Here is a 12,859-nt window from a genome sequence, read left to right on the forward strand (position 1 = left end):
GCCCTAACTGCTGGGCCATGACTATTCACATCGTCAAACTCTGCGTTGGTGTTTCCTCGGTCGAGGAACTGGAAGCCTATCGCGACCGCGAAATGGCGGCGCGCCGGGCGGCCGGTGAGCCGGAGGTGGCGATGCATGTGACGCGCATGTTCCCCGCCCGCAAGGACGAGGTCGAGGCCGGTGGATCGCTCTACTGGGTGATGGGCGGCGCGATCCAGTGCCGGTCCGAGATCATTTCGCTGGAACAGGTGACCGGCGGTGACGGGATCAAGCGGTGTGCCATCCTGATGTCGCCCGAGATCATCCGTACCGCCAACGCGCCACGTCGGCCCTTCCAGGGCTGGCGCTATCTCAAGCCCGAGGATGCCCCGCGCGATATTGGTGGTGGCGGTGAGGGCGGCGACGGGCTTCCGGGCGAGCTGCGGGCGAAATTGCTGGAGCTGGGCGCCTGGTAGGATGCCGCCCTAACGGCGTGCCTGGCGCTGGCTCAGTCGCAAAATCAACAACAGGTCAACAACTTCGATCGCGATGACCAGCAACGCGATGGGGGCGTCATAGACGGGATTGGTGGTCAGTCTGATCCACAGCGCAAAGTGCAACATGATCGCGGCGCCGAGCGAGACGGCACTGATCGCGCGCCGCGTGCAGAGCAGGGCAAAGGTCAGGGCGAAGGCGCTGGTCGCGGCGAAAAACAGGACCAGATCGATGGCCTGTGTATATCGGATAACATCACGCAGGCTGACGCCGAACATCTGACTGGTCGAGTCGGTCAACAGGACGGCAAGCACGCCAATCGTCCATATCCCCATATAGGCCACTATCAGCCCGGTCAGCCCCAAGGCGATCCAGTAGGTGAGGGACGGGCGATCAAGTCTGGCCGATAGCAGGCGCATGTGGGTTCTCGCGGTCTAGTCGTCACTGGCATCCGGCAAGCGGATTTCGAACAGGGCGGGCCACAGCTTTCCGGTGACGTAGATCTGACCGGTCTCGGCATTCCAGGCGATACCGTTGGCGACCGCGTCGCGGCGGCCGTCGACTTCCGGCGGAATGATGGCGGTAAGGTCGATCATGGCGTCGACCACGCCGGTCTGTGGATCAATCCGGACGATGGAGCGGGTCTCCCAGATATTCGCCCAGATCATGCCGTCGATCCATTCCAGCTCGTTCAGCCGCCGTACCGCGCGTCCATTGAGCGTCACATTGATCGAGTGATCGAGCGTCATCGTTTCCGGATCGAGGAAGCGCAGCTCCGGCGTGCCGTCGGAAAGGATGAGGTGAGTGCCGTCATGGGTCAGGCCCCAGCCTTCGCCGGGATAGCTGAAAGTGTCGATTTGCTCGAAGGTTTCGGCATCGAAGATGAAGCCGCGCTCGGAGACCCAGCTGAGCATGAAGATCTCGTCGCCGATCCGGGTCGAGCCCTCGCCGAAGATCGGCGGCGCGATGGCGGTGCTTTGCTGGACCAGACCGGTCTCCAGATCGACCCGCCGCAGGCTCGACTGACCGACCCGTCCGGTGCTCTCGTAGAGCTCGCCGTCATGGATGAAAAGGCCCTGGGTGAAGGCGTTGGCGTCATGCGGGTAGCGGGCCACGACTTCCGGCCGGATGATCTCCGGCGCCTGAGCGCAGGCGACGAGTGGCAGACCGCCCCACAGGGCTAAGGCAAGAAGGGTGCGGGCGAACATGAGGCGGGTCTCCCCCCGGTAATGACTGGCTGCCAGCGAAGCCGGCTGCGGCGTCAGGCTGGCGGTTTGGCTGCCCGATTGTCAATCAGGCGAGTTGAACCCAACCTGACTGCTGCAAGGACACGTGCCGGCTGCGTGATCGGTCCGTCTCCGGGTTCGGCCAACGTCGCGGCGCAGCGCGCTTCGATATAGTCGACGCTGTCGAAGGTCTCGCTGGCGGCGGTGTATGCGATCTCGCGCGCCGCCTTGTGGCCGGTGCCCGCTTCCAGTGCCGCGGCAAACTCCTTGAGGATCACGTTGAGCTGCCCGGCCCGGCGGCGCTGGTCGGCATCGAGATAGGCGTTGCGCGAGGACAGGGCGAGCCCGTCGCGGTCGCGCCCGGTTTCGCCGGCCAGGATCTCGACCGGGATATCCAGGTCCTTAACCAGCTGCCGGATGACCAGCAATTGCTGGTAATCCTTCTCGCCGAAGAAGGCCATGTCGGGCCGGACCTGGTTGAAGAGCTTGGCGACCACGGTCGCCACGCCGTCGAAGAAGTGCGGGCGGGCGGCCGATTCGAGGCCGAGCGCCGGACCCTTCAGGGTGACGCCTGCGGAATATCCTTCGGGATACATGATCTCCGGGGTCGGCAGGTAGATCAGGTCGCATTTGGCATCGGTCAGCTTCTCCGCATCATCCATCAGCGTGCGCGGATAAGCGTCGAGGTCTTCGCCCGGCGCGAACTGCTTGGGATTGACGAAGATGCTGGTGACCACGCGGTCACACTGCGCCTTGGCCAGCCGGACGAGCGAGATGTGACCGTCATGCAGGGCGCCCATGGTCGGCACGAAGCCGACGCTCAGCCGGTCATCGCGCCAGCTGCGCACCCGCGTGCGCAGGGCGGAGATGGTGGTGGCATGCGGTATTTGCTGCGTGATCATGAAGGGGTCCACAAAACCGGTCGCTTGGGGATTATCATAAGCGATGATAGAGGCAAGCGATGGGAATTCGTCTATAGATAATGACATGAAACGACTGATTGTTTTTCTAGCAGCCCTGAGCGTCGCCGGATGCGCGACGCCCTCTGCGCCGCAAACCGCCGCGACCATCGAGCGCGAGGCCGCCATCGCCCCGACGCGGAACGCCCAGTTGGCCGACGCGGTATCCCGGGAGCTGGCCCATCTCGCCCGCTTCGACCCCGAGGCGGTTGACGGTGTTTCGCCGGAGCTGCGGGCGCTGGCTGATGCGATCATGGCGCTCAACGCGCCGGACGAGACGCCGACAGTGCCCGATGTCCGGCCTGCGATTGCCGCAGACCTACCGCCGCCCCCTGCGGACATGGTCGATGCGCCAAGTCTGCGGCACGCTGTCCATCTGGCTTCCTATCGCGGCGTCGAGACCGCCCGCGAGGGCTGGGGCGAACTGGTCAGCGCGCATGGCGATCTCCTCGGCAGCCTCGACGCGCGTCTCAGCGAAGTCGAAATTGCCGGGCAGGGGCGCTATCTGAGACTCAAGGCCGGACCGTTCGATACCGCCGACGAGGCCCGCACTGTCTGTCGGGCCTTGATTGCGACCGGTGAGTACTGTGCCGTGGTTGACTTCTCCGGTCGGCGCATGGCGGATATGGCCTCGGCTGCGAGCGACTAGAATCGCTATCTGTGCGCAGGGATCTGGCGTGTAGGATACGTGGCCTGGATTTGAGGCATGATGACAAGTCAGACCGGTTTTCGTTTGCCTGCACGACCGCTGGGTCGGGTCCGCGAGGGTGTCCGCGCGGCGCATATCATTGTCGTCGGCAATGAAAAGGGCGGTGCGGGAAAATCCACGGTCGCCATGCATCTCGCGGTCGCCCTCCTTCGGATGGGAAAGACCGTCGGGGCGATCGATCTGGATCTGCGCCAGCGCAGTTTTGGTCGCTATCTGTCGAACCGTCAGCGCTGGTGCGAGCGTCATGGCCTGTCGCTGCCGCGGCCGGAGGAAGTCATTCTCACGCCGAGCGCCCAGCGTGATCTCGATCTGATCGAAGCCGAGGAAACCGAGCGTTTCTCCGAGGCGCTGACCCGGCTCAAGACCAATTGCGACTTTATCATCATCGACGCGCCGGGCGCCGATACGCTGTACTCGCGGCTCGCTCATTCCAGCGCCGATACGGTGATCACGCCGGTCAATGACAGTTTTGTCGATTTCGACCTGCTCGCCGAGATTGACCCCGAGACCTATCAGGTCGGCAAGCCCAGTGTGTATTCAGAAATGCTGTGGGAGTGCCGCAAGCGCAAGGCCCAGCTGGAGAAACGCTCGATCGACTGGGTCGTGATGCGGAACCGGATTTCCATGCTCGATGCGCGCAACAAGCGCCGCGTCGGCGAGGGGCTGAAAATGCTCTCGCAGCGGATCGGCTTCCGGCTTGCGCCGGGCTTTGCCGAACGGGTCATCTATCGCGAACTCTTCCCGCTGGGACTGACCCTGCTCGACCTGACCGAAAACGGGTCGAGCGTGACCTTTACCATGAGCCATGTTGCGGCCCGTCAGGAGCTGCGTGACCTGTTGATCGTGCTCAAATTGCCCGGACTGCAGGGCGAGGCCATCCCGTTCTGATGGCTCCTATCGCGCTTGGAACCCTGGCCCTGTTGGCCCTGCTGGGAGCGGCCTGGTGGTTTTCGCGGCAGAAGACCGCCAAGGCGGCGCGGCTGGTCCGTGTCCTGCTCGGCGGCGGGGCGCTGCTGGCGGGTGCGATCATCTCGCTGCGCGGCGGGATCATTCTCGGCGGACCGATCGGACTGTTCGGTCTCGGCATGCTCGGCGAGGTCCTGCGGGGCGGTCGCCCGGGCTCTGGCCGTGACGGCCAGTCCGGGGCATCGGGACAGGGACGGTCGGGTCGCTCGGGGATGACCAGCGGAATGAGCCTTGCGGAGGCGCGCGAGATTCTCGGGGTCGACGAGAACGCTGATCGTGAAGCGATACGTGACGCGCATCGACGCCTGATGAAAAAGCTCCATCCCGATACCGGTGAGGGATCGGCAGCCCTTGCCCGTCAGGTCCAGGAGGCCCGCGACCTGCTGCTCCATCACCTCGGATCCTGATCGGAAATAACCCAAGGTTGTGTTTTCGCAATTTTTGCCCTAGCTTCGATTTGGCAAGGGAGGCAGAGGTGTCGCGAAACAGCAGGCCCGGTCATGATCTGTTCGGTCATCCGTTGCCCGGCGTTCGGCCCCTGACCGCTGACTCCGATCGCCTGTCACTGGCCTTGCGCCGCCTCAGCGAGGACGCTTTCCATCAAGGCTATGGACAGAGTGCGTGCCTGATCGAACTGGCCGCCAATTACGTCGAGATGGAGGCCTCCCGGCTCGATCAGCTCTGGCGCCGACGCTGAACAAGGCCGCCCGGCAGTGTTGCGATCTCGCCGCTCATCTCCAGCTCCATCAGCATGGCCTGAACCTCGCCGACCGGAAGCTGCGCCGCCCGGGCGAGTTCATCACCGGAGACCGGGGCGGGCGACAGCAGGGCCCGCAGCCGCTCAAGTGGCGCGAGGGACGGCGAGTCTCCGCCGTCTGCGATTGGCTCACTGTCCGGTTCGGCGGCAGCGGCGTCGAGCGCGTCCTCAAGCGCGCCATCGGGTCCGTCATCGTCGAACAGGTTGCCCGGTACTTCGGGCTCGATGTCCTGGACCTGCCAGCCCGGCGCTGCAGGTGGACGGGCTTGCGAGAGGATGGCGAGGACATCGTCGACGCTCTCGATCAGGTGGGCGCCATCGCGCAGGAGCTGGTTGGAACCGCGGGCGCGCGGGTCGAGCGGTGAGCCGGGCACCGCCATCACCTCGCGGCCCTGCTCCCCGGCATAGCGGGCGGTGATCAGCGAGCCGGACCGCAGTGCGGCTTCGACCACCAGCGTGCCAAGCGCCAGACCGGATATGAGCCGGTTTCGACGCGGGAAATCCCGCGCCGTGGGCGTTCGTCCCAGTGGCATTTCCGACAGAAGGAGGCCGGTCTCACCAATGCGTTCGTGCAGGGCGGCGTGCTCGGGTGGATAGATATGATCGATCCCGCCAGCGAGAACCGCAATCGTCCCGCTCTCGATCGCACCGGCATGGGCGGCCCCGTCTATGCCGCGGGCCAGGCCGGAGATGATGACGAGGTCTTCGCGGCCCAGCCCGTGTGCCAGCTCGCGGGCAAAGCGCAGCCCGACGGCCGAGGCGTTGCGGGCTCCGACCAGGGCGCAGCCCGGGCGCTTCAGCAGCGACAGGTCTCCGCGCACGATGATCGCCGGTGGTGGACCGGGGATGGCGGCGAGCAGGGCCGGGTAGACGGGGTCAAGGCCGGTAATAAGGCGGGCACCGGCGCGCTCGATCTGGTCGAGCTCGGCTTCGATGCGGTCCGGGCCGGGGATATCCAGTCGGCGGTGACCGGCGGCACGGGCGCGGGCCGGCAGGTCGCCGAGGGCCGTTTCGGCGTCCCCATAGCGGGCAATGGCGCGGGCAAAGCCAGTCGCGCCCAGTCCGCTTGTCCGCGCGAGGCGCAGCCACATCACCCGTTCGGTGTGGCTGGGCCCCGCCTCTGTCATGAGGCGGGCGTGTCCGGCTCGTCAGCGTCCTGATCACCATCGGTACCGGCCGCGTCCTTCTTGCCACCGATGCGCGGCTCCTCGCCCTTGAGCAGGCGGCTGATATTGGCGCGGTGGAGCCAGTAGATCAGCACGGTCAGCACGCCGGCCATCAGGGCAACGTCCGCCCGCCCCCACAGATAGGCGGCAAAAGGCGCCGCCATCGCGGCGGCCAGGGCAGCGAGAGAGGAAATCCGGAAAATGGCAGCCATGATCAGCCAGGTCGCTATAACCGCGAGGCCGACCGGCCAGAACACGACCAGCATGGTGCCGACAAAGGTCGCGACACCCTTGCCACCCTTGAAGCCGAGCCAGACCGGGAAGCAATGGCCGGCAAAGGCGAAGCCGCCGGCAACAAGGCCGGCCGTGGTACCGAAGAAATAGCCGAAGGCGGCGGCCGCGATGCCGGCCTTGCCGGCGTCAAGGATGAGGGTCAGGGCCGCGAGGTCCTTGCGGCCGGTACGCAGCACATTGGTGGCGCCGATATTGCCCGAGCCGATGGCGCGTATATCGCCCAGCCCGGCCATGCGGGTCAGCACCAGTCCGAAAGGGATGGAGCCGAAGAGATAGCCACCGGCGGCGGAGAGCGCGATCAGAAGAGCGGTCATGTCAATCTACACCTAAGAGTTGTATAATGTGTCCCCGGCGACGATGGTTTGCAAGACCCGTCCCTGGAAACGGCGTCCGGCCCAGGCCGAATTACCGCGCGCCGAGGCAAAGCCATCGGGCTGACAGACCCACGGCTTGTCGCCGTCGATGAGAATGAGATCAGCCGGCGCACCGACCCGGATCCGGCCCTGCGGCAAACCGAGAATATCGGCCGGACCGCTGGTCATCACACGCAGCGCGTCAAGCAGCGACAGTTCGCCGTCATGCACCAGGCCGAGCATCGCGCCGAGCATGGTTTCGAGGCTCAGGGTTCCGGCGATGGCCAGCGCAAAGGGTTCGCCCTTGTCATCGAACGGGGTCGGGCGATGATCCGAGACGATGGCATCGATTTCACCGGCGGCGACCGCTTCGACCAGTGCCAGCCGGTCGGCTTCGCTGCGCAGCGGGGGATCCATGCGGAAGGCACTGTCGAGCCCGCCGGCATCGACTTCGTTGAGCGTCAGGTGGGCCACCGCCACGGTCGCGGCGATCTCGAGATCGCGGCTGCGCACATGGCGCAGCGCGTCGAGACCGGCGGCGGTCGACAGGCGGTCGATCATCAGCTTTCCGCCGGACAGCTCGGCCAGCGCCGCGTCGCGCTCGATGGCGATGCGTTCGGAGACCGCCGGTTCCGCCGGGATGCCGACCCGGGCTGACCAGTCGCTTTCCAGTGCCACGGTGCCGGCCGACAGGTGGGCATCGGCCGGGCGACAGGCCAGCCAGATATCGAACTGGCTGCTGTAGGACAAAAGGCGCCGCATCAGCCGCGTATCGGCGATCGGTCGGTCGCCCTGTCCGGCATAGACGGCACCGCCGCGCACCATCAGGCCGATCTCGGCCATCTGCTCGCCGGCGAGGGCCTGGGTTGCGCCACAGGCTGACAGGACCCGGACGCTGCGCTGGCTGAGCCCGCGCGACATGCCGGCAAAGCCATCTGCCTTGTCCAGCGGGCTGCGGGAATTGGGCGCCAGCACGATGGTGCCGAAACCACCGCTCATCGCTGCGGCACACAGCGTGTCCAGCGTCTCGCCATCCGGGGTCAGGGCCGGTTCCTTGGCGCAGCGCAGGTCGATCAGGGCCGGGGCGAGGATGCAGCCCTTGGCATCGATCACCGTCTCTGCCGCCTCGAGATCGAGATCGCCGCCCATCTGGGCGATCACGCCGTCCTCGACCAGGACACCACCGGGACCGTCATGGCCGGAGGCCGGGTCGACGAGGCGGGCATTGATGATGGCGAGGCTGGTGCTCATGCCGCGGCCTCCTTGCGGATATTCGCGCCGATCAGTTCGAGGATCGCCATGCGCACCGCGACGCCGCTCTCGACCTGGTCGAGGATGACGCTAATCTCGGGATCATCGGCCAGCTTGGTGTGGATCTCGATGCCGCGATTCATCGGGCCGGGGTGCATCACCAGGACATCGGGCGAGGCCACTTCGAGACGCTCATGGGTAAGACCGAAGAGATGGAAGAACTCGCGCTCGGAGGGCACGAAACCGCCGGTCATGCGTTCGCGTTGCTGGCGCAGCGCCATGACGGCATCGCAGCCCTTCAGCGCCTCGTCGAGATCGTGGAAGACATCGCAGCCCCACTGGTCGACATCGGAGGGCAAGAGGGTCGGCGGGGCGCACAGGCGGATCTCGGCGCCGAGAATGTTCAGGAGGCCGATATTCGAGCGCGCCACGCGCGAATGCAGGATATCGCCGACAATCAGGATGCGGCGACCGCCGACCGAGCCCCAGCGCTGGGACAGGGTGAAGCTGTCGAGCAGGGCCTGGGTCGGGTGTTCATGCATGCCGTCACCGGCATTGACGACCGACAGCCCGGTGCGGTCAGCGAGGAATTGCGGTGCGCCGGTGGCCGGGTGTCGGACCACCATGATGTCCGGCTTCATTGCCGCCAGTGTCCGCGCCGTGTCCGACAGGCTTTCGCCCTTGGACGCTGACGAGCTGGCGACCGCGAAATTCACCACATCGGCCCCGAGCCGCTTGCCGGCCATCTCGAACGACCCTTGCGTCCGTGTCGAGGCTTCGAAGAAGAGGTTGAGCACGGTCAGCCCGCGCAGCACGTCGGTGCGCTTGTCCGGCGTCCGGTTGACCGCCAGGTGATGCGCCGCGCGCTCGAAGATGATCTGGATATCAACGGGGTTGAGGTCGGCCACCGAAACAAGGTGGCGGTGGGGGAAGTCGTAGGAAAATTCCGCGCGGCTCATCCCGTCTCCTGGGTCGCCAAGGGCACACAGATACGTCCTGCGGCGGTATAGGGGGAGTTGGGGGCGGGAGCAAGGGAGGGGGCCGGTGTTGCAGGAGGCGCCTTGGCGCCCACCCGGCCATGCATCACTTGTCGGGATGTCGCCGCAGGTCGTTTCGGATTTCCATGGCCTCCTTCTTCGCCGTAAATCGGCGTAGCACGGTCGCAGGGATTGATTGGCCCTTGACCTGCGCGCCGGGCTTTCGTCTCGTTCACACCATGAAGATTCACACACTGGCGCTGGGCGCCCTGATCCTCGCCGCTGAAGCGCCTGTCTCTGCGCAAGTCGACACGGAAGCCGCGAGCTGCTCTGTCGAACTTGTCGTTCTCGGCGTAGGCCAGGATGGCGGTGCGCCGCAGCTGGGCAATAGCGCCGATCCGGCCTGGGAGGACCCGTCGCTGCGGCGGCTGGCGACCTCGGTCGCGATCGTCGATCGGGAGCGCGGCGAGCGTGTCCTGTTCGAGGCGACGCCGGACATTCGCGAACAGCTCTGGCGGCTCGACCAGGTGATGCCGGTCGAGGCCCGCCCCGGACTGGACGGGGTTTTCCTGACCCATGGTCATATCGGCCATTACACCGGTCTGATGTTCTTCGGCCATGAAAGCATGGGCGCGCGTGATGTACCGGTCTATGCCATGCCCTCCATGTCGGCCTTCCTGTTTGCCAATGGGCCGTGGGACCAGCTGGTCCGCTACGACAATATCGAGCTGGAAGACCTGCGTGCCGGCGTGCCGGTCGAGTTTGGCGGGTTCCGCGTCACCGCCTTCGAGGTCCCGCACCGTCAGGAATATACCGAGGTCGTCGGCTATCACATCGCCGGACCGGACCGCTCGGCGCTCTTCCTGCCGGATATCGACAGCTGGGAAGAGTGGGACACATGGGAGGATGGCGCGGCGATGCGGATCGAGGATCTCATCGCCACGGTGGATGTCGCCTATCTCGACGCGACCTTCTTCGCCAATGGCGAGATACCCGGTCGCGATATGTCCGGCTTCCCGCATCCCTTCATCACGCATTCGATGGAGCGCTTCGCCGACCTGCCGGCCGGCGAGCGGGCCAAGATCCGCTTCATCCATTTCAACCACACCAATCTCGTGCGCTTTCCCGATGCGCCGGAGCGGGATGTGGTCGAGTCGGCCGGGTTCAACCTGGCGGATGAAGGGGAGCGGTATTGTCTGGGGGATTAGATTACCCGCTCATCGTCATGCCGGCGAAGTTCGGGTTGAGCCTGGCTTGGCGGTATGATCTGGGCCCTGACCTTCGGCCGGGATGACAATCTGCTTGTCTGCGCGGCGAAGGGCTCAGCCCAACAACCAAAGTAAGAACGGGATGGTGATGAAGACCGAGCGGGGCAGAAGCCGCGGGCGGGCCTTCATGGCGGTGAAGTTAAGTCCGGCGCCGACGGCTAGCGGTATCTGTGGGTGCTCTGACGTCTCGGGAGCACTTCTGTATCCGTTGTTGGGGCTTCGATCGGGCCGTCCGGTTTAGCCGGGCGCTGGGCTGTCGGTCCGCGCCCTTGACCGGCCGGATCTGCCGTCGCACCACTGTCCTGGTCGGAAATGCCCTGTGCGCCAGCGCCGCCTGATCCACGGCCATTACCGACAGGATCAGCGGAGCCACCGCTGTCATTATCGGTCAGGCCGGAGCCGCCTGCGCGCGCGCCGCCGCTGCGTCCATACCCGGCCCGATCCGCATAGGCCCCGCCATCGGAGTCCTAAACGCCGGTATAGGTTTGGGCTGTCGCTTCACCGCTGATCAGTGCGCCGGTGCCCACCGCCAATACGCTGCCGGTCACCCGCATCAGAAACGAGCGCCTAGAGAGTGCACCTTTGTAAGCCATGCCATTCCCCCAAAACCCGGCTCGTCGGAGCAAGCCCGGCCCTTATTCCTAGTTCGATCGGGCGAAACCGGCAAGCGGCGCCTGTCCGGACGCCTTGGGCAGGGCTGCCTAGCCCAAAAGCCACAGCCAGAACGGAATGGTCACGAAGCTGAACAGCGCGCTGGCGGTGATGTCGCCGGCGGAATAGGGCGCGTCGCCGCCCATCTCCTTGGCCAGAACATAGGCCGAGGCCGCGCCCGGTGAGGCCCCGGTCAGGAGGAGGATGGTCAGCGGGATGCCCTCAATGCCCAGCGCCGTGCCGATGCCGTAGAAAACCAGCGGCCCGATCATCAGCTTGATGAAGACCGACAGGCCCAGAAGGCGCGGACGGGCGCGCATGGCAGTGAAGTTGAGACCGGCCCCGACCGAGAGCAGGATGAGCGGCAGGGCGGCCTGCCCGATCAGGTCGACTGTGTCGGTCAGCATCACGGGCAGATGGATGCCGCCCAGATTGACAATGCCGCCGGCGGCCGAACCCAGGATCAGCGGGTTGGTCAGGATACGATAGATGATCGAGCGCCAGTGTGGGGCCGCGCCATCGCCCCACACCGCCAGGGCCGCCACGCACTCCATGTTCACCAGCGGGATCGAGGCGACCATGATCAGCGCCACCAGGATCTCGCCCTCCTCGCCGAACAGGGCGATGCCGAGGGCCAGGATCAGCAGGCCGTTCCAGCGACAGGTCGCCTGGAACAGGCTGGTATAGGTCGGGTTCGGGATTTTCAGCAGCGGCTTGATGGCCAGTGTGATCGCCGCCATTCCGAGAAAGCCCAGCACGGCCGCGCCGATGAAGCTGCCGAGCTGGATGTTCGACAGGTCGGCATGGCTGATCGACGAGAAGAGCAGGGCCGGGGACAGGCCCAGATAGGCCAGCCGCGAGATCGGCGCCCAGCTGTTTTCCGGCAGCAGGTGCGAGCGGCGCAGGAGCCAGCCGACAAAGATCACCCCGAAGACCGGGATCAGGGCCGAGATGATCAAATTCATGGGCGCAGCATCTCCAGCCGATCGAGGGCGCTTTGCAGGATGTTGGCGGCGGCGTGGGCGTCGATGATTTCCTTGCGCTTGTCCCGGCGCACACCGACCGCGATCAGCTTTTCCTCGGCCTCGAAGGTCGAGAGGCGTTCGTCCTGGAAGACGATGGGCAGATCGCGCAGCCGCATCAGATTGCGGGCCATGGCGCGGACCGACTGGACGCGCGGACCTTCCGACCCGTCCATATTGACCGGCAGGCCCATCACGATGGCGGTGGCCTGGCGCTCCTCCAGCAGCGCGAAGATGCGCTCCGCGTCGGCGGTGAATTTGGTGCGCTTGATGGTCTCCACCGGGGTCGACAGGCCGCGCGAGGCGCCGCAGGCGGCCACGCCAATGGTCTTGGTGCCCGGGTCAAGGGCAATCAGGGGCCCGTCGGGCAGGTCTTCCAGCGTCACAATCGGCATGTTTGCGGGATGCGCTTTGCACGCGCCACCGTCAAGCTTTCTTGCACCTGCGAAAACCGGTTGGTACTCAGACGACTTCGACTATCCGGAGTGATTTCCCATGTCCGTCACTGCTGATGATGTGCGGCGCATTGCGCGCCTCGCCTGTCTTGCCGAACCGACCGATCGCATCGACACGCTGGTCGGTGAACTCAACGGCATTCTGAGCTGGATTGAACAGCTCAACGAGGTCGATGTCGAAGGCGTCGACGCCATGACGACCCCGGTGAAATTCCCGCTGCCGCAGCGCGAGGACGTGGTCACCGACGGCAATTGCCGCGACAAGGTCCTCGCCAATGCGCCAAGCTCCGACGAAGGCTTCTTCGTTGTTCCCAAGTCGGTGGAGTAGGTC

General features: G+C 65.5%; 16 protein-coding genes. 7 read left to right on the top strand and 9 right to left on the bottom strand.

Annotated elements, in window-relative coordinates; all coding sequences use genetic code 11:
• Nucleotides 1-17 precede the first annotated feature (17 nt).
• Nucleotides 18-455: a DUF1489 family protein gene (locus AAA969_RS04450; RefSeq protein WP_338244045.1), complete on the top strand. Its 438-nt coding sequence runs from the start codon at nt 18-20 to the stop codon at nt 453-455.
• A 9-nt stretch (nt 456-464) separates the two neighbouring features.
• On the opposite strand, the gene AAA969_RS04455 is transcribed toward AAA969_RS04450, so the two are convergent.
• The 3 genes from AAA969_RS04455 to panC are packed head-to-tail and all read right to left on the bottom strand — an operon-like array spanning nt 465 to nt 2,602.
• Nucleotides 465-893 (bottom strand): hypothetical protein, encoded by a 429-nt coding sequence (locus tag AAA969_RS04455; protein ID WP_338244047.1) that lies wholly within the window; start codon nt 891-893, stop codon nt 465-467.
• Between the two features lie 15 nt (nt 894-908).
• Nucleotides 909-1,682, bottom strand: coding sequence for a glutaminyl-peptide cyclotransferase (locus AAA969_RS04460; protein ID WP_338244049.1), 774 nt, complete (start codon nt 1,680-1,682; stop codon nt 909-911).
• Between the two features lie 53 nt (nt 1,683-1,735).
• Nucleotides 1,736-2,602 carry a pantoate--beta-alanine ligase gene (gene panC, locus AAA969_RS04465; RefSeq protein ID WP_338244052.1) on the bottom strand — a complete coding sequence of 289 codons (867 nt, stop codon included), beginning with the start codon at nt 2,600-2,602 and terminating at the stop codon, nt 1,736-1,738.
• Between the two features lie 85 nt (nt 2,603-2,687).
• Here panC and AAA969_RS04470 point away from each other — a divergent pair, with 85 nt between their 5' ends.
• The 4 genes from AAA969_RS04470 (at nt 2,688) to AAA969_RS04485 (ending at nt 5,031) form a co-directional block, all read left to right on the top strand.
• Nucleotides 2,688-3,308: an SPOR domain-containing protein gene (locus tag AAA969_RS04470; protein ID WP_338244054.1), complete on the top strand. Its 621-nt coding sequence runs from the start codon at nt 2,688-2,690 to the stop codon at nt 3,306-3,308.
• 60 nt (nt 3,309-3,368) lie between these two features.
• Nucleotides 3,369-4,256 (top strand): division plane positioning ATPase MipZ, encoded by an 888-nt coding sequence (locus tag AAA969_RS04475; protein WP_425325032.1) that lies wholly within the window; start codon nt 3,369-3,371, stop codon nt 4,254-4,256.
• Nucleotides 4,256-4,741, top strand: a complete 486-nt coding sequence (locus AAA969_RS04480; RefSeq protein WP_338244058.1) for a DnaJ domain-containing protein — start codon at nt 4,256-4,258, stop codon at nt 4,739-4,741. The genes AAA969_RS04475 and AAA969_RS04480 overlap by 1 nt, the downstream gene beginning before the upstream one ends.
• Nucleotides 4,742-4,809: 68 nt before the next feature.
• Nucleotides 4,810-5,031, top strand: a complete 222-nt coding sequence (locus tag AAA969_RS04485) for a hypothetical protein (RefSeq protein WP_338244060.1) — start codon at nt 4,810-4,812, stop codon at nt 5,029-5,031.
• Here the strand turns inward: AAA969_RS04485 and dprA are convergent.
• Genes dprA through AAA969_RS04505 form a run of 4 tightly spaced genes read right to left on the bottom strand, consistent with a single transcriptional unit; the run spans nt 5,010 to nt 9,114 of the window.
• A complete protein-coding gene (gene dprA / locus AAA969_RS04490) occupies nt 5,010-6,218 on the bottom strand; it encodes a DNA-processing protein DprA (protein ID WP_338244062.1) in 1,209 nt (402 codons plus the stop codon). The genes AAA969_RS04485 and dprA overlap by 22 nt on opposite strands.
• Nucleotides 6,215-6,865, bottom strand: a complete 651-nt coding sequence (plsY, locus tag AAA969_RS04495; RefSeq protein ID WP_338244064.1) for a glycerol-3-phosphate 1-O-acyltransferase PlsY — start codon at nt 6,863-6,865, stop codon at nt 6,215-6,217. The genes dprA and plsY overlap by 4 nt, the downstream gene beginning before the upstream one ends.
• 12 nt (nt 6,866-6,877) lie before the next feature.
• Nucleotides 6,878-8,155, bottom strand: a complete 1,278-nt coding sequence (locus AAA969_RS04500; RefSeq protein WP_338244066.1) for a dihydroorotase — start codon at nt 8,153-8,155, stop codon at nt 6,878-6,880.
• The gene (locus AAA969_RS04505; RefSeq protein ID WP_338244069.1) at nt 8,152-9,114 is read right to left on the bottom strand and encodes an aspartate carbamoyltransferase catalytic subunit; all 963 of its coding nucleotides are present in this window, start codon (nt 9,112-9,114) and stop codon (nt 8,152-8,154) included. Before AAA969_RS04505 ends, AAA969_RS04500 begins: the two co-directional genes overlap by 4 nt.
• Nucleotides 9,115-9,371: 257 nt before the next feature.
• Between AAA969_RS04505 and AAA969_RS04510 the strand changes: the two genes are divergently transcribed.
• Nucleotides 9,372-10,340: an MBL fold metallo-hydrolase gene (locus tag AAA969_RS04510; protein ID WP_338244071.1), complete on the top strand. Its 969-nt coding sequence runs from the start codon at nt 9,372-9,374 to the stop codon at nt 10,338-10,340.
• 761 nt (nt 10,341-11,101) lie between these two features.
• Here AAA969_RS04510 and AAA969_RS04515 read toward each other — a convergent pair.
• Together AAA969_RS04515 and ruvX are read right to left on the bottom strand one after the other, a co-directional pair.
• The gene (locus AAA969_RS04515) at nt 11,102-12,016 is read right to left on the bottom strand and encodes an AEC family transporter (protein ID WP_338244073.1); all 915 of its coding nucleotides are present in this window, start codon (nt 12,014-12,016) and stop codon (nt 11,102-11,104) included.
• A complete protein-coding gene (ruvX, locus tag AAA969_RS04520; RefSeq protein ID WP_338244075.1) occupies nt 12,013-12,468 on the bottom strand; it encodes a Holliday junction resolvase RuvX in 456 nt (151 codons plus the stop codon). Before ruvX ends, AAA969_RS04515 begins: the two co-directional genes overlap by 4 nt.
• Nucleotides 12,469-12,568: 100 nt before the next feature.
• On the opposite strand from ruvX, the gene gatC reads away from it, so the two are divergent.
• Nucleotides 12,569-12,856 (top strand): Asp-tRNA(Asn)/Glu-tRNA(Gln) amidotransferase subunit GatC, encoded by a 288-nt coding sequence (gene gatC, locus AAA969_RS04525; protein ID WP_338244078.1) that lies wholly within the window; start codon nt 12,569-12,571, stop codon nt 12,854-12,856.
• Nucleotides 12,857-12,859 lie beyond the last annotated feature (3 nt).

The sequence above is a fragment of the Maricaulis maris genome, assembly GCF_036322705.1.
Taxonomy (GTDB): Bacteria; Pseudomonadota; Alphaproteobacteria; order Caulobacterales; family Maricaulaceae; genus Maricaulis; species Maricaulis maris_B.

Coding starts and splice junctions, on each gene's coding strand:
- AAA969_RS04470 (WP_338244054.1), top strand. CDS start 2,688: ATGAAACGACTGATTGTTTTTCTAGCAGCCCTGAGCGTCGCCGGATGC.
- AAA969_RS04515 (WP_338244073.1), bottom strand. CDS start 12,016: ATGAATTTGATCATCTCGGCCCTGATCCCGGTCTTCGGGGTGATCTTT.
- AAA969_RS04505 (WP_338244069.1), bottom strand. CDS start 9,114: ATGAGCCGCGCGGAATTTTCCTACGACTTCCCCCACCGCCACCTTGTT.
- AAA969_RS04510 (WP_338244071.1), top strand. CDS start 9,372: ATGAAGATTCACACACTGGCGCTGGGCGCCCTGATCCTCGCCGCTGAA.
- AAA969_RS04475 (WP_425325032.1), top strand. CDS start 3,369: ATGACAAGTCAGACCGGTTTTCGTTTGCCTGCACGACCGCTGGGTCGG.
- AAA969_RS04460 (WP_338244049.1), bottom strand. CDS start 1,682: ATGTTCGCCCGCACCCTTCTTGCCTTAGCCCTGTGGGGCGGTCTGCCA.
- plsY (WP_338244064.1), bottom strand. CDS start 6,865: ATGACCGCTCTTCTGATCGCGCTCTCCGCCGCCGGTGGCTATCTCTTC.
- panC (WP_338244052.1), bottom strand. CDS start 2,602: ATGATCACGCAGCAAATACCGCATGCCACCACCATCTCCGCCCTGCGC.
- ruvX (WP_338244075.1), bottom strand. CDS start 12,468: ATGCCGATTGTGACGCTGGAAGACCTGCCCGACGGGCCCCTGATTGCC.
- AAA969_RS04500 (WP_338244066.1), bottom strand. CDS start 8,155: ATGAGCACCAGCCTCGCCATCATCAATGCCCGCCTCGTCGACCCGGCC.
- AAA969_RS04450 (WP_338244045.1), top strand. CDS start 18: ATGACTATTCACATCGTCAAACTCTGCGTTGGTGTTTCCTCGGTCGAG.
- dprA (WP_338244062.1), bottom strand. CDS start 6,218: ATGACAGAGGCGGGGCCCAGCCACACCGAACGGGTGATGTGGCTGCGC.
- AAA969_RS04455 (WP_338244047.1), bottom strand. CDS start 893: ATGCGCCTGCTATCGGCCAGACTTGATCGCCCGTCCCTCACCTACTGG.
- gatC (WP_338244078.1), top strand. CDS start 12,569: ATGTCCGTCACTGCTGATGATGTGCGGCGCATTGCGCGCCTCGCCTGT.
- AAA969_RS04480 (WP_338244058.1), top strand. CDS start 4,256: ATGGCTCCTATCGCGCTTGGAACCCTGGCCCTGTTGGCCCTGCTGGGA.